The sequence below is a fragment of the Robertmurraya phoenicis genome (genome assembly GCF_047302285.1).
Lineage (GTDB): Bacteria > Bacillota > Bacilli > Bacillales > Cytobacillaceae > Robertmurraya.
Map to the genome: position 1 here is coordinate 413,413 of NZ_CP154845.1, position 21,065 is coordinate 434,477.

Below are 21,065 nucleotides of genomic sequence, written 5' to 3' on the forward strand. Positions count from 1 at the left end.
TTGCTGAGGTGATGATAAATGAGAGAGGAAGAAAAGAAACGATCTTCTCAAGATTCAAAGTTGAAGCGCTTCATGAAAAAGCGTTGGGTATACCCAGCCGTATACATTGCAAGTGCTGCAATCATTCTAACCGCGGTTCTTTGGTTCCAAAACAGCAACAATAGTGCAACTGATGATCAAATCGATTACGAGGCAACAGATCTTTCAGGCAGACATGATGAGCCTGCTTTAGAGGTTAACCGTTCTTTAGAAAACTTTGCAATGCCTGTTGTTGATCCAGATTCTGTCGTGATTCAAAAAGAATTCTATGAATACGATGCACCTGATGATAAACAGGAAGCAGCTTTAGTGTTTTACAATAATTCATATTATCCGAACACTGGTGTTGATATTGCAATGGAAAACGGTGAAGCATTTGATGTTGTAGCAGCATTAAGTGGTACAGTAACCAATGTTGCAGAAGATTCTCTATTAGGAAACGTAATCGAAATTGAGCATGACAAAGGTATTGTAACACAATATCAATCTGTAACCGATATTGATGTGAAAGCTGGAGACCAAGTAGACCAAGGACAGGTACTAGCGAAATCTGGAAAAAGCTTATATAACGAAGAAGCTGGTACCCATGTACATTTTGAAATTCGCAAAGATGGAATTGCTGTAAATCCGCTTGACTATTTTAACAAGCCATTAAGTGATCTGCAGGAAGCAAGTTTAACTGAGGAAGTTGATGATAGCGGTAAAGCTGATGATTCAACTGGAACTGAGGAAGAAGCTACTCCTGATGAAGACGAAGAAAAAGATACTGATGGTTCAAGCGAAGATGAAGCAGAAGAAGACGATACGACTTCTGACGAGGAAGACGCAGATACAACAGACTCTTCTGACGCTTAATATGATTTGTCATTGTGACCCGCCTAGGCGGGTTTTTTGTTTGTGTGGTGCGTGCTGGTACAGACTCACTTTGAAGAATCTCTAAATCATTCATTATTTGGCCTCGAATTTAGGGGGAGCTGGAGTTCATGAGGACAAACATTGTGAGGAACACAGTGAAATCAGTCCACATAGAGCGTTCATGAGAACAAACATTGTAAGGCTCACGGTAAAATCTGTCTTCATTAAGCAATCCCAAATCCATACCAACTCCAACCCCAACCCAACCCAGCGCCCACTAACGCCTGAAAGCTCAATCCAACCACTAGTATCTCCTGTTAAAACCTCCCATAAAATGTGACAAATTACATACAAGTTTTCTCTTGACCTTGAAACCATTTAAATAGATAATGATATTACGAAATTTTCTTAATATTTAATTTATATTAAACTGAAGGTCAATGATTAGAACAAAATTTAAAATGTAAAGGGGGAATTTTGATGGCCTTTTATTTGTTTGTTACAGTGACTGCAATTTGCTTAATACTCGCGCTACGTAAGAAAAAACCAATCTTCTTAGTCATTCCATTCCTATCCATGATCATCTATTTCATCGTTCAAGTCGCCCTAGTCCCCTTACCTTTCATAGAAACAGTGAAGTTTATTTTTAGTTTGAATTAAAGGTTTTTGAAAAAAGTAATTCCTTTGAAAGCGCTTCAATGTACTTTTAAAGAATTATAAATATCAAACGATTAAGGAGGGACGCACATAGGGGAGGAGTATGTATGGATCGCTGTTAAGTCATAAGGGGAGATAATCTTGGAGGTGAAAAAATGAAGAAAATCGATAAGGCTGTTGCCGATCGCTATTTTCGGGAGAAAAACCGTAATATCATCATTTACTTTATCGTGTGGTTTATCGTTTCCTACGGGGTGGTTCTGTTTGCAGAGCCGTTGAGTTCTGTTACCATTATTGGCTTCCCGCTTCACTACTATATGGGAGCTCAAGGTGCTGTCCTTACCTTCATCATCTTGCTCTTTGTAAATGCCAAACTAGGGGACAAAATTGACCAAAAGTACGGCATCGATGAAAGCAAGAATGAGCAAATTAGCACGGGAACGACATTAGAACATTAAAAGGACTTTTCCAATCTATTCATAAATGGGGATGGTCGATTGGGATTAGGGTTAAAGGAAATCATCAAAAGCGAATAGCCATTAGTGCTATTTTAGGGGGGAAATTCATTTGGATGGACAATTCATTGTCTCATTAGCGATTATTCTAGTGACCTTTGCTTTATACATCGGGATTGCGGTCTATAACACGGCGAAGGCGACGTCTGACTTCTATGTAGCAGGTCGCGGCGTACCACCGATCTTCAACGGGATGGCCATCGGTGCAGATTGGATGAGTGCTGCTTCCTTTATCGGGATGGCCGGAACGGTTATGGTACTCGGTTATGATGGGCTAGCTTATATTATGGGTTGGACCGGCGGGTATTTATTCCTTACATTTTTATTAGCACCGCAGTTACGGAAGTACGGTCGATACACAGTGCCAGAGTTTATTGGCGACCGATATGACAGTCATTCCGCACGTGTCATTGCGGCGATTTGTACGATCATCATCAGTTTTACCTACTCGATTGGACAGCTTTCTGGTTCAGGAGTAGTCATTGGACGACTTTTTGAGATTGATGCAAAAGTTGGCACAATGATCGGGGTTGTACTCATTGCGATATATGCCGCTTTCGGTGGAATGAAAGGGATTACATGGACGCAGGTTGCTCAGTACTTAATTTTAATCACTGCGTACTTAGTTCCAATTATTTTCATGTCCTTACAAATTTCCGGAAATCCGATTCCGTGGGTTTCTTATGGAGAGGTAGTAAGTAAATTAGGGGAGTTGGACCGAGAACTCGGTATTTCTGAATATTTTGCTCCATTTACGAATGGGACGAAGTGGCAGTTCCTTGCATTAATGTTCACATTAATGGCAGGAACTGCTGGATTGCCACACGTTATTGTTCGTTTCTATACGGTTTCAACGATGAAAGCGGCTCGTTGGTCAGGAGCATGGGCGTTGCTATTCATTGGCCTTCTTTACTTATCTGCACCTGCATATGCGGCCTTCTCTCGCTTTATTTTAATGACGCAAGTAGCCGGCAGTCAAATTGCTCAGCTTCCAGCATGGACGAAATCATGGGTCGATACAGGCATGCTTCAAGTAGCGGATACGAATAGTGATGGCGTATTACAATGGAGTGAACTGGTCATTGCCAATGATATCGTCGTGATGGCGACACCAGAGATTGCGAATTTAGGTGTGTTCGTCATTGGGCTTGTCGCGGCAGGAGCGATGGCAGCGGCGCTTTCAACTGCAGGCGGTTTAATGATTTCTTTATCTTCTTCCTTCGCGCATGATATTTACTATCGTGTCTGGAAGCCACAAGCTTCAGAGAAAAATCGTCTCACAGTTGCTCGTTGGTCGATCGTTATTGCGACATTATTAGCTGGACTTATTGCTCTTAATCCACCAGGCGTTATTACACAAATTGTGGCATGGGCCTTTGCGATTGCATCGGGGACGTTCTTCCCAGCTCTCGTACTTGGTGTATGGTGGAAACGTTCCAATACGCAAGGGGTTATCTCCGGTCTATTAATTGGATTAGCGGTGACGTTGAGCTATATTTTTGCAGCGAAATACGGTGGCTTTACGATATTAGGGATCATTGATACAGGAGCAGGGGTCTTTGGAGCAACGGCAGGATTCTTAGCGAATATTATCGTGTCCTTAGCTACGAAAGCACCACCACAAAATCTACAAGACGAAGTCATCAATTTACGTTATCCAGAGCAAATGGTCTATAAAGATGGCGAGGTTTGGATGCATGATGGAGAATCAAAACAAGGATAAAAAGTTGCTTGAGGCTGTGCAATCCCATCCTTTTTTTCATGGCGTGGAGGTTGGCACGGCCCTTTCCCTTCTTAAAGACTGTCAATTCAAACAGTATGATAAAAATGAAATTCTTTTGTACAAGGATAAGCAACGTGAAGGTCTGATCCTAATTTTAGAGGGATTTGTAGAGGTATACGTTGAAAACGAAGTACTAGAGGTTGTCCAAAAGGGAGAAATGCTAGGCTTTTCAAGCATGGCTGATTTTCTTGGAGTTCCGCACAGGACAAAGGATGAAGTGACGGTGGAATCCAGAGCAAGAAGCATTGTAAAGGTGTTGTATATTCCTTTTCAGGTCATTGCTCGGAGATGGGAGGACCCCAATGTACGCGATTATTTGCTAACACAGGTGGCGGTTCGACTAAGAGATGTGTATGGTTCATTAACTGAACAAGTTCACCTGGCTCGAGAATTTGGAGAAAAAGAAGTGTTCATGCTCCGTGTGCAAGACATTATGACGGACAAGGTAGTGGCTATTGATTCGCAGGCTACCATTATCGAGGCAGCAAAGAAAATGAATGATCACCACACAAGCTCCATTCTTGTAATGGGTGAGGGCTCCCTAAACGGCATCATTACCGAGCGCGATATCGTTGGGCGTGTCGTAGCAAAAGGCATACCATTAACCCATTCAGTCAGCCGTATTATGACTAAGAATCCTATTACGATATCCAGATTTGCTTATTACTATGACGCAATCGGGCTCATCTTCACAAATGGAATTAAGCATTTGCCAGTTATCGAAGATGGGGAAACTGTGGGGATTGTGACTTTATCTGATCTATTGCGGAAAAAGAATGAGAACGTCATGAAGACGATTAAGCAAATTGAAGAGGTAGATGAAAAAGGTCTTCCGAATGTCAAAAAGGCAGTGTATTCCATTGTCGATACGCTCCTTCAAGAGAACATTCCCATGGATAAAACTCTGGGTATGATCACGAATCTCTATGACCGTTTGGTTGTACGGATTATCAATCTGGCGGTAGAAGGACTTGAAAAGAAGGGCTATGAACAGCCAGGGGATTTCGCCTTTTATCAAATGGGAAGTAGTGGTCGTGGTGAACAATTCATGCTCACCGATCAGGACCATTTTTTAGTGTACGAAACAGACGAAAACGAGTACTTTCAGAGGTTAGGTACGGAGATTACGAGGCTCATGGAGTTCGCTGGCTATGCGCGTTGCAAGGGACTGATGATGTGCAGCGAAAAGAAATGGCGCGGAAATCTCCTTGATTGGGAAGACCGTCTACGAACGTGGAGTCTTCAATCGACACGTGAAAATTTATTACTGGCACAAAACTTTTTCTCTTCTCGTTTTATTGCAGGAAGCAAGGATGTCGATGAGCAACTAGAAAAAATAGTTTTAGCAATGCTTGGAAAGTCGAAGATATTTTTGTACCGACTCGCACAAGCAGAACGAGAACATCTGATTCCAACGCTCGAGCATCCAATCCGTTCTTTATTTCGACTTGAGAAAAAAAGCATCGATATGAAAAAGGCGATTCTCTTTCCTTATCACCATAGCTTACAAATTCTTTCGTTACTACATGGCATTCCTTCTGGTATCCCTTTTGCAAAAATAGATGCCCTTGAGGCGAAGGGAGCCTTCTCGAAGAACTTTGCTCAAGACTTGAGAGAGGCAGGTAATCAGCTATTAGCCTTGTATGTGAGGCAGCGTTGGAAACAACAGGGCAGTTCAATCGTCCAATTTACCCGAATGACGACTCGAGAAAAAGAGGAAATGCTTTTAAGTTTAAAGACGATAAAAGAACTTCAGAGTATTGTATTCTCACGGTTTTCGATTTAAAAGGAGGAACTATGTTTTTTCAAAAAAGAGTGATTTCCTGTCCACTAATGTATGCGAATATTCCCCTTTCGACTCCTATTGAGAAACTTCGTTTTATCGTGGTGGATACAGAGACAACTGGTTTTCATGTCTCTTCAACAGATCGTTTGATTGAAATTGGAGCGGTTCTAGTCGAAGGCTTTCAGGTTTTTGAAAAAGAAATATTTCAATGCTATGTGAATCCTAAACGACAAATTTCTCGGGAAATAAAGGAACTTACGTCGATATCAAACGAAATTGTTCAGAATGCGCCGGATTCATTGGAAGCAATCCGGCGTTTATTTGACTTTGTCGAAGAGTGGGAAACAGTTTGTATAGTCGGCCACTACATCAGCTTTGACGCACTTGTTTTCAGAAGTGAACTAAAGAGAGAAAAGCTGAACCTCAAAAACTTTTATACCATTGATACATTAGATGTCATGAGTACGATTGCTCCGTCCTATGATATGCGAGACTTAGAAAAATACGCACGAATTTTTGGCACGAGAATTTATGAACGTCATAGTGCCGTAGGAGATGCTTTAACGACTGCCTATTTATTCACAGAATTGTTATGGCAATTCAAGCAAAGAGGAAATAACACTTGGGGAGAGTTAATTAAAGCGACAGAGAATAAAATCCTCTGAAATGGAAAAAGGAACTAATTAGTAGGATTAATATTTATGAACAAGGTGCATACATTTTTGTGTGTCCTTATTTTTCGTTTTTTTGGAAGTGAAGAGGAGTGAATGACTAGTGATTAGTCAAATTTTTCAAAAAAATTACCCGATACCTTGTCCCTATTGCGGTTTTCGTGCATATTCCGTTATCCAAGCTAATAAACTGTTACAAACCTTACAAAGAGAGTGTTTGAGGTGAGCAATCGTTTGAGGATGAGAATGGATATATAGTTGGGGTCATGTTTATTTCTGATAACCAGAAGGCAATCGACTTTCTGACGTACCTGTTTTAAGGGTGCGGATAAGTAGTACTTGATGAAGCGAGAAAGCGAGTCTCATTTCACACTTCTCACATCCAATTTAGGGAGGGCGAGTGGTGTGCACGATTACATCAAAGAGAGAACTATCAAGATTGGAAAGTATATCGTGGAGACGAAAAAAACGGTTCGCGTAATTGCGAAAGAGTTTGGCGTATCCAAAAGTACAGTCCATAAGGATTTAACGGAGAGGCTACCTGAAATAAACCCAGAGCTTGCAATTGAAGTGAAAGAAATCTTAGATTACCATAAATCAATTCGCCATTTACGTGGTGGTGAAGCAACAAAAATGAAGTATAAAAAGGAGGAACTAGAAAGCGAGCCCATCAAATAATTTTTGCATGAATGCCTTGAATTGATGACATATTCATTAAAATTCCATCAAAATTTGACAAATTACTACGCTATTTGGAGCAAATATGGTAGAATTGAAAATTAGGGTAGACTACATTAAATAATAGATATTACACTAAGAAAACGTATAAATAGTGTAAGTAATTTATGCACTTTTAGAAATAGATAGGAATCAATTTTTCAAGGAGGATTTGTGGGAATGCTTGCTAGGGATATTGGAATTGATTTAGGAACAGCGAATGTATTGATTCATGTCAAAGGAAAAGGCATTGTATTAAATGAACCATCAGTAGTAGCGATCGATAAGAACAATAATAAAGTATTGGCTGTCGGTGAGGAAGCTAGACGCATGGTTGGACGTACACCTGGTAATATTGTGGCGATTCGTCCATTAAAGGATGGGGTCATTGCCGACTTCGACGTAACTGAAGCGATGCTTAAGCACTTTATTAACAAGCTCAATGTAAAAGGTTTCCTTTCAAAACCGCGCATTTTAATCTGCTGCCCAACAAACATCACAAGTGTTGAGCAAAAGGCGATTAAAGAAGCAGCTGAAAAAAGCGGTGGAAAGAAAGTGTATCTAGAAGAAGAGCCAAAAGTGGCAGCTATCGGTGCAGGGATGGATATTTTCCAACCAAGTGGAAATATGGTCGTTGATATCGGTGGAGGTACAACAGATGTAGCTGTTTTATCGATGGGAGATATCGTCACATCTTCTTCCATTAAAATGGCTGGAGACAAATTTGATAGTGAAATTCTTCATTATATTAAGCGCCAATATAAGCTTTTAATTGGAGAACGCACAGCTGAAAATATCAAAATCCAAATCGGTACCGTTTTCCCTGGAGCTCGTAACGAAACAATGGAAATTCGCGGACGCGATATGGTTTCTGGATTACCAAGAACGATTACAGTTAATTCTGAAGAGATTGAATTAGCTCTACGTGAATCTGTATCTGTCATTGTACAAGCGGCAAAGAGTGTTCTTGAAAGAACTCCTCCTGAATTATCGGCTGATATTATCGACCGTGGCGTAATTCTCACAGGTGGTGGCGCACTTTTACACGGCTTCGACCTACTTTTAGCAGAAGAATTAAAAGTACCAGTTCTAGTGGCAGAGAATCCAATGGATTGTGTGGCAATCGGAACGGGAATTATGCTTGACAATATCGACAAAATTAAAGGCTATCGATTTGCCTAAAAAGAGTAGATGGGGCTTCCAAAGTTAGAAGCGAACTAGCTCTATCGCCTGTCTAAAATGGTGATGAGAATCAGTGGAAATACTGGTACTTGTCACCATTTTCGTGTTTTTGCCTTTTTTCTACAAAATTATACTGATTATTCGTCGATTTTTTCTTATAATAGAAGATGAATCATTTTCTAATAAAAATAGTAGATATTAATCATAAATGAAATAGAAGGTTTCAAATGAGAGGTGAAATCGAATGTTCAGAGGTTTTTATACCGTTGCTTCAGGAATGCTTGCCCAACAACGAAGAACGGAAATGTTGACCAATAATATGGCGAATGCCAATACACCTGGATTCAAAGCGGATCAGTCATCATTACGTGCTTTTCCAGAGATGCTATTGCAACGCTTTGATGCGCAGAAGATTCCAACCGAAAAAGGGATCAATCTTCCTGTAAATAATGTAGTTGGTTCGATTAACACGGGCGTCTACATGCAAGACGTTATGCCAAAATTTATCCAAGGTGACTTGCGTGAAACCGGACAAAAAACGGATTTAGCATTAGTCGATGTCGTCATGCCGCAGAACGAAGAAACAGGATATGCTGGCTCGATCTTTTTTACCGTTCAAAATGGAGCTGGAGAAACACGATATACAAGAAATGGTGACTTTACTTTAGATGGACAAGGTTACTTGACGACATCCGCTGGTCATTACGTTCTTGATACAACTGGAAATCGAATTCAACTTTCAAGCGAAGATTTCTCGGTCGATGCAAATGGAGTGCTTGTAGGCGCAACAGGTGAAACAGCCACTTTAGGAATCGGTTATTCTGCAGATCCTTTCCAATTAGTGAAGGAAGGCGATGGCCTTTTACGCAATGAGGGCGGTGGCCAGCTAGCGGATGCAAGAGGAGTAGCTGGAGCAGAATTTTCTCTCCAACAAGGTTTCCTTGAAGGATCCAATGTGGACGTGAGTCGTACGATGACGGATATGCTAACGGCTTACCGTGCATTTGAAGCGAACCAAAAGATTTTACAAGCTTATGATAAAAGTATGGAAAAGGCAGCCAATGAAGTCGGAAGAATTGGTTAGTCACTTAATATTATTCACATAAGAAAGGAGGCTGACATATGAATCGCACAATGGTAACGGCAACAAATACTTTGGCACAGCTCCAAAAGCAAATGGACATAATTTCAAATAATATCGCCAATGTCGATACGAATGGATATAAAAGAAGAGATGCGACTTTCACAGAATTGATGTATCAGCAGTTTAATAACCAGAGAAATGCTCAAGATGAAGTGGGTCGCTTAACTCCAAATGGGGTTCGTCAAGGTACAGGGGCAAAGCTTGCTCAGGCGCAACTGGTCATGACGCAAGGCAGTATTAATGCAACTGATCGTGCCCTGGATACAGCTTTTGTGAAAGAAGGCCAAATGTACAAGGTGTTAGTTCAAACAGATGCAGGCAACGAGATGCAATATACTCGTAATGGAGCTCTTTATTTGTCACCGATTGGCGAAAATGAACTAGCTCTAGTGAACGCAGATGGTCATTCGATTGTCGATGAAAATAACAACCCAATCTATATCAATGGGGATGCTAAAGATTTCACGATTGATAGCTCCGGTCAATTGACGGTATTGATGAATGATGGGGCGAATCAAATCTTCAATCTTGGTGTTGTGCAAGTAGACAAGCCTCAATTCTTAGTGGCAAAAGGGAATAATTTATTCGGTCTGCCGACAAATTTTGCCGAGCTAAATGTAGGGTTAGATGAAATTCTAACTGATTTAGCAGGGCCACTTCGTACTGAAATTGGGATTCAACAAAGTGCATTAGAATCATCCAATGTGGATATGGCAAAGGAAATGACTGATCTTATGAATGCTCAGCGTGCCTATCAATTCCAATCCAGATCCGTTAGCATTGCAGATCAAATGATGGGACTTGTGAACGGAATTCGTTAGAAGGAGAAAGAACATGTCGTTAAATAATAGTAACCAAAAGGTAGCAGAAACAAGAGAACAGGTAAGGCAAGAAAAGAAGGAAAAAGCGAAAGCAGAGGCAGCAAGCGGAGGAAAGCGAAAAAGAATTCGCATTCGTCTTATTCCGTTATGGCTTAGAATTCTATTGATCGCCTTATTGTTGGTGGCATGTGTCATTCTTGGTGCGATGTTTGGTTATAGCGTCATCGGCGATGGTGAAGCCAAAGACATTTTTGAAAAGTCAACATGGACTCATATTAAAGATTTAATTGAACATGAATAAATTTCTGATGGAGCCGGCGTATTCGTTACCGCCGGTTTTTTCTATGTTCCCACTTGCTTTAAGAGGATAGTACTCATACAATGAATGTATATATATGAAACCTAGTATTAGTAGGAGGTACTAATTATTATGCTTGATATTAATGAAATCAAACAAATCATCCCCCATCGCTATCCTTTTTTACTTGTCGATAAAATTCTAGAAATCGAAGAAGGAAAAAGAGCGGTTGGAATTAAAAACGTAACGGCGAATGAAGAATTTTTTAATGGACATTTCCCAGATTACCCGGTGATGCCAGGAGTCCTCATTGTCGAGGCATTGGCGCAAGTAGGAGCGGTAGCTGTGTTAAAGAAAGAAGAGAACAAAGGACGTTTGGCGTTTTTTACTGGAATCGATAATTGCCGCATTAAACGTCAAGTAAAGCCAGGCGATCAACTCCGCCTAGAGGTTGAAATGACTCGAGTTCGTGGTTCCTTTGGAAAAGGGAAAGCGACAGCGACAGTGGACGGAGAAATCGCAGTAGAAGCTGAAATTATGTTTGCACTTGGTGAGAAGCAGGAATAAGTATAGAGCAGAGCCCTTTTGTTTGGGGCTTTTTTTTGTGGAGTTTATTAGGGGGAATTGGCGTTTCGCCGATATAATAAAATTCGTGAAGGTCTTTTCGGGAGTAATTATATTTTGATACAACAAAATTTTCTAATAAGGATGCAAGTTTTTTCTATTTTTTGGGCATGTTAACATCAGACCGTAATTGAGGTCAAATTCCAAAATACCTGAAAGGAGCTTTTACTTATGAAGAAAAAGCTTTTAGCATTTCTTAGTTGTTCCCTTTTATCCGTATTAGTCTTTGCTGGTTGCGCGAATAATGAACAAGATCCGCCGCCAGAGGACGATGTAAATGTGGAAGATCCGGTGGATGATAACATCACGAATAACAATGGAACAACTGGTACGACTGATGATACAAACACCAATAACGATGGAGATGTTGTAGAAGACAACAATACTCCAGATGAAGAAATCATTGAAGACGATCGTGATGTTCAAGACGAGGATAATAAAGATCAATAAATGAAAGGGGCTGTCCGAAAATCAGCCCCTTTTCATTATGTATCAAGATTGTGGAACGAGAGCGAGAAAATTAGACGGAAAATTTCCTCTTAATTAGCAAATATGATGAAAAATAGCTTATATAGGCGGAGATTTTCCGCTTATTGGCTCTAAAATCGTAAGAATAGGCGATTTTGCACGGTATAAGCGGAAAAACGAGACTGTCGATTAACTCATTAATCCTTTTAAATAACGAAGTTTCCAACCAGTTTAACACTGTAAAAAGTGGCTTAAATGATAAATATTCAGTAAAAATTCCATTAAAATTGGGTTGCTGAATTTAAATCATCTAATTAATCGACGGTCTCAAAACTCCGCTTATTTTCTCCGAAGACAGCTCTAATAAAGCAATAACAGGAAAAATTCCGGTTAATTAGCAAATATCGTTAAAAAAGGCTTAAATAACAGGAAAAATTCCGCCTATTGACTTCAAAAACGTGAAAATAGGTGGTTTTTCTCCATAACAGGAAAATCTTCCGTTATCCTCCGACAATGAGCCTGAGCAAGTCCTATAACAGGAAAATTCCGCTTATTTTACTATCACAAATTAAAAGTGATGCCGCTCAGAAAATCACCTTACATAAAACTTCCCTTATTTTCCCTACAACTAGCTCCATTCTCCATTTAAACGGAAAATCTCCGCTTAACACAAAGTTTCAAAAACTTGTTTATCTGATAGATACTTGCTATTAACGTATCCTGTGGATTTCTTGAATGAGATTTTCACCCAACCGTCTTTGGAAATGACCGATGATGCCTTAACTTCTTCATTGATAGCTAATACTGTAACGACGCCATGATTTGTACCAGGACCAGAACGAACATTTAATGTTGAAACGTTGATATATTTCGTTATGCTAGGAATTTCTTTATCCTCTTTTACTTCTTCTAGTTTCTTGGCTTCTTCCGTATCATCGGATGTTTCTTTTGCTTCTTCAGTTTCTTCTGCTACTTCTTCCTCTTTCTCACTCTCTGTAGCCGTGGCGCTAGCTTGTTCTACTTGAGACTCCTCAGTTGGAGTTGCTTTCTCCTCTGTCTCTTCCACTTGTGCTTGTCCAGCAAGTTTTGCTTGCCCGTCTTTGCTTGAAAGCATAAAGAAATTAACTCCTAGTAACAGAATGATTCCTAGAGTTGCAGGAAATATGAATTTTTTTAACAATGATGTTCCTCCTAAATCTATGATGTAATGTCTTGGGTGTAAGGAAAAACATGCTACTCATTACTTCGTATGATTAAATTTCGGCTTGCTGCCTATCCCGCTTCGGAATTCTTCCATTAGTTCATCGCCCGATAATCCTCTTTGAATGAGACTATCTAACAGATTCTCTGCATAACGATTCGTCGATTTTTTCAAGGTTCCTTCTAGGAGAACACTGATGTGGTTTTCAAAGGATTGTAATGAGCGAACCTTCACCTTAAAAGGGGCAGGCTCATTTTCTTTTTTTGTAATGACAACTTGAACTAAAAGCTCTTTCTCCTCTGTGCGAGCCTCATGGAACACATCGTAAAAAGATTTGTCTATGTATCCTTCGATCAGCCATGTACTGTGATCGTCTTCTTTATTAATAATCAGGCCGTCCACTAAGGGGATATCAAGCCACTCATCTTTTTTCACGAGTTGTAACGATATTAACTTAAACGTCTTCATCATTCATCCTCCTATCAAAGATCCTTTAAAAATCTTCTATGAAATTATAACATATAGAGCATTTCCTGCGAACGTATATTTTGTCAAATTCTGCAAAATGGTAGATGGAAGAGAAATCAAAAATGAATATAAAAAGGGCATAAATACAGGATTTTTAAGGTTATTGAATTCCAATAATTACCTAATGACAAATGAATATGTAACTGTGTCGATTTATGTCGAGCGATTCCTGTCGAAAAAGCAAATATTCTTTTTTCTCATAAATCAAAATGAAAAATGAGGTTTTATCGGCAGGCTATTATATAGAAAAGGTTCACTTTATATCGGTTTTTCTCCTGAAAATCACATTTTCCTTGTTTTACCAAAAATGCATCTTTGTTTATGATGGAGGCATCACAATAGAAAGGAGTTTGAAAGAATGATAAACCAAGTAACTTTAGTTGGGAGGCTGACGAGGGATCCTGAGTTAAGAGTGACACCAGAAGGTAATTCGGTTGTCAATGTAACACTGGCAGTCAATCGCAACTTTCGCAACCAAAAAGGGGAGATAGATGCTGATTTTGTCCAGTGCACGATTTGGCGCAAGAATGCTGAAAATCTTTCTCTTTATTGTAAAAAGGGTGCCCTCATTGGAATCACGGGGCGAATCCAAACGCGGACCTATGAAAGCCAGGATGGTAGAAAATATGTTACAGAGGTAATCGCAGAATCCGTAAGATTCCTAGATAGTAGAAAGAGTGAAGTAGCCCATGTAGAAAAAGAGGTGTTAATGCCTTGAGCGAGACGATAAGCCGTGAGAAAAGTCTAGAAATTTTGCTTGAACGTCTCATCATGATGGTGGGAAAATCCAATGAAAGAGCCGAACATCTTCACAAACGTGTCCTCCAGCTTGAACGCATCCTTCTTGAAGAGTCCTCAGAGGAAAAAATCACGAAGCAGACGTTTATCTCCTAAATTTAAATTCAAAAAAATATCAATCCTCGAACTTTAAATCCGCACTAGAAAGAATCAATCGAATCTTCCAACTTCCTCATTTTTACGGCGGGAAAACCCCGCCGTATTTATTTTAGGCAAGATGGATCAAATCACGTAGTTCATCAGTAGAGAGTTCCGTAATCCAGCTATCACTTTGGATAATCTGATCATTCAAGGATTGCTTCTTTTCAAGCATGGCATCGATTTTTTCTTCTAATGTACCTGTGCTAATAAATTTATGGACGTGAACAAAACGTTTCTGACCAATACGATAAGCACGGTCTGTGGCTTGGTTTTCAACAGCAGGATTCCACCAACGGTCATAGTGGATGACATGATTGGCAGCTGTTAAATTTAACCCAGTTCCACCGGCCTTTAACGATAAAATAAAGATCGGAAATTCTCGGTCTTGGAAGCGGGTGATTAGTTCATCTCGTTTTCCTTTAGGAACACTTCCGTTCAAGAACGGCGCATCAATCTCAAACTTCTCCTTCAGTAACGTACGAATCATTTCACCCATTTCGATATATTGAGTAAAAATCAAGCAGCTTTCTTCTTGGTCGATAATGGAATCAACTAATTCAGCGAGCTTCTCCATTTTAACCGAACGTCCAAGAACATCTTTTGGCTTTGCTTCCTTTAAGTACAGGGCAGGGTGATTACAAAGTTGCTTCAGTCGACCCAGTAATTGAAGAATTAAGCCTTTCCTTTCAAATCCCGTTAACGCCTCAATTTGAGCAAAGGTATCTTGAACGAGTTGTTCATATAAAGAAGCTTGTTCTGCGGTTAATGGACAGTATTCCTTTTGCTCCTGTTTATCAGGTAAATTGAGCGCGACCTCTTCATCCTTCTTCGTTCTTCTTAATAAAAATGGTCGGATTAAGGCCTGCAGTTCTTGAATCTTTTCTTTTTCATCCTCTTTTTCAATTGGAAGAACGTAATTTCTTTGGAACTGATTTAAGCTTCCTAAGAAGCCATGATTGGTAAAATCGAAAATGGACCAAAGCTCAGTAAGTCTGTTTTCCATCGGCGTACCCGTTAATGCGATATGATGTTTTCCTTTTAACTGACGTACGGCCCTAGACTGCTTCGTGTGAGCATTTTTAATATTTTGTGCCTCATCAATGGCAATCGTGCTCCACTGCACCTCCTCAAATTGAGGGAGGTCCAGATGGGTTAAGCCGTAAGAGGTGAGGACAATATCAGCGCTACTTACCGCTTCGACAAAAACTTCATCCTTAAGTCGTGCTGGTCCGTAATGCAAGTGAACTTGTAAATCGGGCGCAAATTTCTCCACTTCCTTTTGCCAGTTCCCTAACACAGAGGTAGGACAAATGATCAGCGCTGGCCCAGCTTCCTCATTTTCCTTGACAGAAAGCAAGTAGGAAATAAGCTGAATCGTTTTCCCAAGTCCCATGTCATCCGCTAAACAAGCACCAAATCCGTATTTGCGTAAAAATAGAAGCCAGCTCATGCCGAGTGTTTGATATGGACGTAATTCTCCGTGAAAACTAGAGGGTACAGGTTCAATTGGAATCGAATTGACATCGCGAAGCTGTTTAATCATCTGCTTCCATTGTCGATTTAATTCGATTTGAACGCGAGCAAATGCTTTATCATCCTCTGAAGTTTCTTTTTCTGAACCATCTGAAAGAAGTTCTTGTTCAATTAAATCACGCACATGTAGTCCTTCTTTTTCAGCTCGCTTCATTAAATCCTGAATTTGATGGATAAATCCATGGTCAAGTTTAATCCAGCGTCCGCGAATTTTAACGAGGCGACGATTTTCCTCGACAAGTTGGTTAAATTCATCCTCAGAAAGATCGACACCATTCATGGAAAAGCGCCAATTATAATCAAGCATTGCTTGCAGTCCAACGAAGGACGGGCGGTTATTAGCTGTTCCTTTTAACTTTGCTTTCACTTTAAGACTGGCATTCTTCATCGCTTGCCACCATGATGGGAGCAGGATTTCTACGCCAATGGCAAGGAGAATTTCACTTGCCTCTGTTAAAAACATCCATGCTTCGTCTTCAGTGAGTTCTTTAGCAATGCCCTTTTTCCCTTTCAACATCGGGAAAAGTCGGACCCATCGTTCTTCTTCACGTTCCACATGCTCAAGAAATTGGAGCCAATCACTTGGCATATTCGATTCATCACGTGCATCGACAATTAAATCTGGTTCCGCTTTTGCTCGTAAAAAGATTTGCAAATCCCAAACTCCATCTAAATCTGCTGGCTCTTCTAAGTGAAGTCCAATCGTGAACGGACAGTTGTTTTCTTTGAGGCCAATCCATTCACTCCATGTATCCTCATCGAAATAGGCAGACAACGCCCCCGGTGAAACCGATTGATTGCGCAAAGCATGAAGTTTATCGCCAACACGGGCCTTCCACTCGCGATTTTTTTCAAAAAAAGTATTTAAGGAGGTGTTGAACCAGTCCTTCATGAAGGCTTGCAATGGCTGCCTTCCGATTGACTGCTCCCAGAAGGTGGGGGCAAATTCTTTTACCACTCGTTCAGGTAATCTCCATTTGAACTCATTTGACTCAAGAGCCTCAAAATCAGGGAACCAATCTTTTTCCTGAATGGAATCATATAACGCTTGGGCCGCTGCTAAACAAATTTCTCCTGTTTCATCCCATTCCCACTCAATTAGGCGATTGAATTTCTCTTTAGCAAGAAGAGTGACGAGCTGCCAGCCATCAACGGTCACGCCACTAGCGCCATCTTCAATTAATGTGCCGTAATAGCTTTCCTCATGGCGATTAAATAAAAGACCTTTCCATTCAGAGGGTGGGAGAAGCTCATCTTCGCTTTCAACTGTTAGAAAGAACCGACCATTTTCAACTGGCTCGATCATTATCGTTAAGGCATTCGTTTTAAGCATGGGTTAATTTTCCCCTTTCGCACTCTTGGTGAAAAGCCCTGAGCCGTCTTGTTTTATCTAAAAGGATCTCAAGAAATTCCTGAAAATCATCAGGACGTTTTAACTTTTTGTATAACGTCCTTAATTTCTTTAACTGCTTCACTGCTTCACGGTAATTGCCCCGGTTCTTCATGTCGATATGTTGCTGAATCGATTGATGATAAAGGGGGAGGAGGACGTCAGGACGCTCTTTTTGAAGCAAGCGAATTTTTTCTGTCGGAATCGAATTAATATCAAAGCCGATGTATCCTTGCAAATCACACCATTTATCATAAGAACCTTGGTCAAAAAGAAATTCATCATAGCCCCGATAACTATAGGGGAGGGCCTGAATCAATATTTTTTCATACATATCGTACTTTTTCGTTTCTGAGACATAAGCCCCGATCGTTTTCGTCGCTACTCGAGTAAAATCCATTCGGGCGTAATGGTCACCGAGGCCCTGAATATAAGGTCTGACCATATTGGAAAAAGCATCGACATAAGTACCCATGCGCTTCCATTCCTTCCCTGAAGTTAGCCGTTCAAGCCAATAGATCATGAAAGGAGTAGCATTCTCATTTAAAAGGGATAGAATCCGCAGTGCTTCTTCATCCTTCCTTAACATGATGTGCTGATGGATATAGGCGATAATAGTAGGCAATGTTGCCTTTTTCCGATAAACTTCATGTATCTTCGGAAGCTCTTCTTCATGCCATTGCTTTTTTCGAAAAAGTTTCGTCCATAAAATCACATATAAATGTGCAGCTTCAAATTCAAATATGGGATCTTTTGATACCAATAAGTATGTATCATCCTTTAGCTTCTCCATAAAATGATCAAAAGCAAAGGGAAGGGCGTGAACATTAAGCTTTTCAACTAAATCCTCGACATCATCGATTAAATTATAAAAAAGATTGCGATAATAGCGATTAATGTTCTCGATGGAAAATCCCCGCTCCTCACTAAATCGCATAAGACTTTGAAAGGAATGAACAGAAGCAATTAAGTTATAAAGCCGTTTCCATTCTTGCTCAACAGGGGCACTCGCTCGGATTTTCCGTTCATACACTTGAAATAGTTCGGATACGAGATAAGGCTTAGACCCTTTCTGACCATCCATAATTGAAGTGAAGCTGGACTCGAAAGCTTCTACCCACTGTTCATAATTAGGCTTCGTTGCACCTGTCACCTTTAATAAATCTTTCGCTCGTTGAATACCAAGATCTTTTGCTATTTTTCTCTCTTGAATCGGCTGCCTCCATTGTTCAATCCATTCTGTTACACTCCCCACTTGAGCATAGGCATGGAAAAAGACCGCGAGCTGGTGACGGCAAATCCCTTCAGCGGGACAGCTACATACACTTGTCTGGATAAAATTAAGATTCAGTTCTACTTGAACTGGGGTTACATCTTGAACACTCGCGATGATATTGTCGTTCTCAAGGCGCACCTTGTAAACGAGTCCTTGTCGGTATATAAGTAATCCTTTTTGAACGAGTTTGGCGTCTTCCTCTCGTTCTGACCATAAAATGGCTTTTAAATCATGCGCAGCAGCTTGCAACAATTCTCTATATTTATCTGGAATCGATGACAAGATCGACACCCCCAAAATGATTCGTTAATCAATCATGTATGACTTTTGAAAAATAACGTATTCCTATATTATACCAAAATTTATAAGGAGTTAGGAGGGGGAAGCCAATGTTCCTGAAAAGAGAACGAAAACTTCTAAAAGAAATGAATCTTCCAAAACTTCCCTGCAACAAATATTCCAATTGTTATATTCTGAAATGAAAATGGGTGAAATATGAAGAAAACATAGGAAAAGGTTCGATAAATGACTGAATTTGACGAAATCACAAAGTTTAATTATATGCTTTAATGAGTGTATGAAACTGCATTCTGATTTTCTACGTTGGTTTGCGGCCATTGTTCAATGAACCACCATTAACATTGAACAATCCAATCAATCTCCATTGTTTGCACTCCGGTTATGCGGGGTGCCTTTTTTTTTAGAATGGAAAATCTAAATTATTCAATAATAATGTATAATAGATTTTAACAGTAAAAATAGAAATGACATTAATATAGTACTGTTAGTTTATCGAAGGGGGAAAAATATGAACGAATTTTCAATTTGGTCTTTGTTAATCGACATCAGTATTATTTCAGGATTGCTTTTAGTGGGTACCGTTTTAAGAGCAAAAATAAGGTGGATCCAAGCTCTTTTTCTCCCCGCAAGTATTATTGCCGGTTTTATTGGGCTCGCATTAGGTCCAAGTGGAGTGAATATTCTTCCATTCTCCAGTCAATTTTCCGCATATCCAGGTCTGTTAATCGCTGTTATCTTTGGAACGATTCCAATCGGTTCCGCAAAAATTAATATTCGTACCATTATCACAAGGGTCCGCAATATGTGGTCCTACTCGATGCTATTAACCCTTTTAATGTGGGGTGGAGGTGCCTTTTTCGGGCTTGCTGTCATCAATCAAATTTTCACCGATCTTCCTAGTGGATTTGGCCTCATTCTAGGTGCAGGTTTTGTCGGAGGACACGGAACTGCTGCAGCCATTGGGGATGCGTTCAATCAATATGGCTGGGAAGATGCGATGACGCTTGGCATGACTTCGGCAACAGTTGGAATTTTAATTGCCGTGTTAGGTGGCCTCATCCTTGTCAAAGGAGGAACGGAAAAAGGTCATACTAATTTTATCTCAAGCTTCAAAGCATTGCCTACCGAAGTTCGTTCTGGATTAGTTCCGAGCCATTCCCGCACCAATATGGGGAATGAAACAGTTTCACCAAGCTCGATTGATCCGCTTGTTTTGCACTTGTCTATAGCTGCATTTGTCGTAGGGGTCGCCTATTGGGTCACAGAAATGTTAGGGACTCTCTTACCAGGCATTTCCGTTCCACTATTAAGTATTGCTTTCGTGGTCGGGCTTGTTTTTCAATTTCTTTTACGAAAAATGAAGGCAGACAAATATGTCGATGGGCGTGTAATGGAACGAATTGGTGGGAGTGCTACCGATTATTTAGTAGCAATAGGGATTGCTTCTATTAATATTACCGTCGTTATGGATTACGCTGTGCCTCTAATCGTTTTATTCGTTTTCGGTGCCATATGGGCTTATCTCATTTTCAAGGTTCTCGGACCAAATATTTTCCAAACATTCTGGTTTGAGAAATCATTATTTGGGTGGGGCTGGAGCACTGGGACAGTTGCGATGGGGTTATCGCTTCTTCGCATCGTTGACCCAGAGTTAAAAAGTAAAACGATGGATGATTATGCACTTGCCTACATAGGGATGGTACCAGTCGAAATCTTAATCATCACCTTTGGTCCAATCCTCGTCACCGCCGGACAACCGTGGATAATGCCGATAATCCTTCTAGTCGGAGCTGCGGCAATTATCGCTGCCTATAAATACTTCGGGCTATGGGGTTTGTCACGGAAAGAATCAGATAGGAAAATTAGTTGATTTTTTGGGAGACCTGGCGATTATGCCGGGTTTCTTTTTTTGGGGGATGGTACTATGATAACCTGCGAGATCCGCAATTATCATTAAAACCCCCGCAATCATGGCCAGATCCCCCGCAATAACCTTCGAAACCCCCGCAATCATCGCTGAAACGCCCGCAATCCCCGTCGGATCCTCCGCAATCATCGCCGAAACGCCCGCAATCCCCGTTGGATCCAGTCAATCATCGCCGAAACGCCCGCAATCCCCGTCGGATCCCCCGCAATCATGGCTGAAACGCCCGCAATCCCCGTCAGATCCCCCGCAATAAACCCCAAAACACCCGCAATCCACCCAAAATCAGTAGTCGCATCTCCCTAATCTTCCCCTAAAAATGACATCAATCCACATCTTTCGAACCAATTTCCATCAATTCTGGCAATTGCGTGCCGATTTCCAAATATTGTTGTAAAATGGAAGAGACAGATT

General features: G+C 40.5%; 20 protein-coding genes. 16 read left to right on the top strand and 4 right to left on the bottom strand.

The genetic code is table 11. From position 1 onward, the window contains the following. The first annotated feature begins 18 nt into the window (after window positions 1–18). The 13 genes from AA0X71_RS01930 (at window position 19) to AA0X71_RS01990 (ending at window position 11,542) form a co-directional block, all read left to right on the top strand. The gene (locus AA0X71_RS01930; RefSeq protein ID WP_413358566.1) at window positions 19–894 is read left to right on the top strand and encodes a peptidoglycan DD-metalloendopeptidase family protein; all 876 of its coding nucleotides are present in this window, start codon (window positions 19–21) and stop codon (window positions 892–894) included. A 480-nt stretch (window positions 895–1,374) separates the two neighbouring features. Then, a complete protein-coding gene (locus AA0X71_RS01935; protein ID WP_413358569.1) occupies window positions 1,375–1,554 on the top strand; it encodes a hypothetical protein in 180 nt (59 codons plus the stop codon). A gap of 152 nt (window positions 1,555–1,706) precedes the next feature. After that, a complete protein-coding gene (locus AA0X71_RS01940; protein ID WP_413358571.1) occupies window positions 1,707–2,009 on the top strand; it encodes a DUF4212 domain-containing protein in 303 nt (100 codons plus the stop codon). Between the two features lie 109 nt (window positions 2,010–2,118). Next, the gene (locus AA0X71_RS01945) at window positions 2,119–3,789 is read left to right on the top strand and encodes a sodium:solute symporter family protein (RefSeq protein WP_413358573.1); all 1,671 of its coding nucleotides are present in this window, start codon (window positions 2,119–2,121) and stop codon (window positions 3,787–3,789) included. Then, entirely contained in the window at window positions 3,764–5,635 is a 1,872-nt protein-coding gene (locus AA0X71_RS01950; protein ID WP_413358575.1) for a DUF294 nucleotidyltransferase-like domain-containing protein, read from the top strand. The genes AA0X71_RS01945 and AA0X71_RS01950 overlap by 26 nt, the downstream gene beginning before the upstream one ends. A gap of 11 nt (window positions 5,636–5,646) precedes the next feature. Beyond that, entirely contained in the window at window positions 5,647–6,300 is a 654-nt protein-coding gene (locus tag AA0X71_RS01955; protein ID WP_413358577.1) for a PolC-type DNA polymerase III, read from the top strand. A 411-nt stretch (window positions 6,301–6,711) separates the two neighbouring features. Continuing rightward, window positions 6,712–6,984 (top strand): sporulation transcriptional regulator SpoIIID, encoded by a 273-nt coding sequence (gene spoIIID / locus AA0X71_RS01960; protein WP_413358579.1) that lies wholly within the window; start codon window positions 6,712–6,714, stop codon window positions 6,982–6,984. A gap of 219 nt (window positions 6,985–7,203) precedes the next feature. After that, the gene (locus AA0X71_RS01965) at window positions 7,204–8,205 is read left to right on the top strand and encodes a rod shape-determining protein (RefSeq protein WP_413358582.1); all 1,002 of its coding nucleotides are present in this window, start codon (window positions 7,204–7,206) and stop codon (window positions 8,203–8,205) included. Between the two features lie 244 nt (window positions 8,206–8,449). Next, window positions 8,450–9,289, top strand: coding sequence for a flagellar hook-basal body protein (locus AA0X71_RS01970; RefSeq protein ID WP_413358584.1), 840 nt, complete (start codon window positions 8,450–8,452; stop codon window positions 9,287–9,289). 38 nt (window positions 9,290–9,327) lie between these two features. Then, window positions 9,328–10,170 (top strand): flagellar hook-basal body protein, encoded by an 843-nt coding sequence (locus AA0X71_RS01975; RefSeq protein ID WP_413358586.1) that lies wholly within the window; start codon window positions 9,328–9,330, stop codon window positions 10,168–10,170. Window positions 10,171–10,183: 13 nt separating this feature from the next. After that, window positions 10,184–10,471, top strand: coding sequence for a DNA-directed RNA polymerase subunit beta (locus tag AA0X71_RS01980; protein WP_413358588.1), 288 nt, complete (start codon window positions 10,184–10,186; stop codon window positions 10,469–10,471). Window positions 10,472–10,600: 129 nt separating this feature from the next. After that, a complete protein-coding gene (fabZ, locus tag AA0X71_RS01985; protein WP_413358591.1) occupies window positions 10,601–11,035 on the top strand; it encodes a 3-hydroxyacyl-ACP dehydratase FabZ in 435 nt (144 codons plus the stop codon). Window positions 11,036–11,263: 228 nt separating this feature from the next. Continuing rightward, window positions 11,264–11,542 (top strand): hypothetical protein, encoded by a 279-nt coding sequence (locus AA0X71_RS01990; protein WP_413358594.1) that lies wholly within the window; start codon window positions 11,264–11,266, stop codon window positions 11,540–11,542. A 682-nt stretch (window positions 11,543–12,224) separates the two neighbouring features. On the opposite strand, the gene AA0X71_RS01995 is transcribed toward AA0X71_RS01990, so the two are convergent. Then, on the bottom strand, window positions 12,225–12,740 hold the full coding sequence (locus AA0X71_RS01995) for an SH3 domain-containing protein (RefSeq protein WP_413358596.1): 516 nt from the start codon (window positions 12,738–12,740) through the stop codon (window positions 12,225–12,227). A gap of 60 nt (window positions 12,741–12,800) precedes the next feature. Beyond that, window positions 12,801–13,229, bottom strand: a complete 429-nt coding sequence (locus tag AA0X71_RS02000) for a YwpF-like family protein (RefSeq protein ID WP_413358599.1) — start codon at window positions 13,227–13,229, stop codon at window positions 12,801–12,803. Between the two features lie 418 nt (window positions 13,230–13,647). Between AA0X71_RS02000 and ssb the strand changes: the two genes are divergently transcribed. Then, window positions 13,648–14,007 carry a single-stranded DNA-binding protein gene (gene ssb / locus AA0X71_RS02005; RefSeq protein ID WP_413358602.1) on the top strand — a complete coding sequence of 120 codons (360 nt, stop codon included), beginning with the start codon at window positions 13,648–13,650 and terminating at the stop codon, window positions 14,005–14,007. Next, window positions 14,004–14,183: a hypothetical protein gene (locus AA0X71_RS02010; protein ID WP_413358604.1), complete on the top strand. Its 180-nt coding sequence runs from the start codon at window positions 14,004–14,006 to the stop codon at window positions 14,181–14,183. The genes ssb and AA0X71_RS02010 overlap by 4 nt, the downstream gene beginning before the upstream one ends. Window positions 14,184–14,295: 112 nt before the next feature. On the opposite strand, the gene AA0X71_RS02015 is transcribed toward AA0X71_RS02010, so the two are convergent. Both AA0X71_RS02015 and AA0X71_RS02020 read right to left on the bottom strand, forming a co-directional pair. After that, on the bottom strand, window positions 14,296–17,094 hold the full coding sequence (locus AA0X71_RS02015; RefSeq protein WP_413358607.1) for a DEAD/DEAH box helicase: 2,799 nt from the start codon (window positions 17,092–17,094) through the stop codon (window positions 14,296–14,298). Further along, window positions 17,087–18,709: an SWIM zinc finger family protein gene (locus AA0X71_RS02020; RefSeq protein ID WP_413358609.1), complete on the bottom strand. Its 1,623-nt coding sequence runs from the start codon at window positions 18,707–18,709 to the stop codon at window positions 17,087–17,089. Before AA0X71_RS02020 ends, AA0X71_RS02015 begins: the two co-directional genes overlap by 8 nt. A gap of 526 nt (window positions 18,710–19,235) precedes the next feature. Between AA0X71_RS02020 and AA0X71_RS02025 the strand changes: the two genes are divergently transcribed. Continuing rightward, on the top strand, window positions 19,236–20,597 hold the full coding sequence (locus tag AA0X71_RS02025; protein WP_413358612.1) for a sodium/glutamate symporter: 1,362 nt from the start codon (window positions 19,236–19,238) through the stop codon (window positions 20,595–20,597). Window positions 20,598–21,065: the final 468 nt, after the last annotated feature.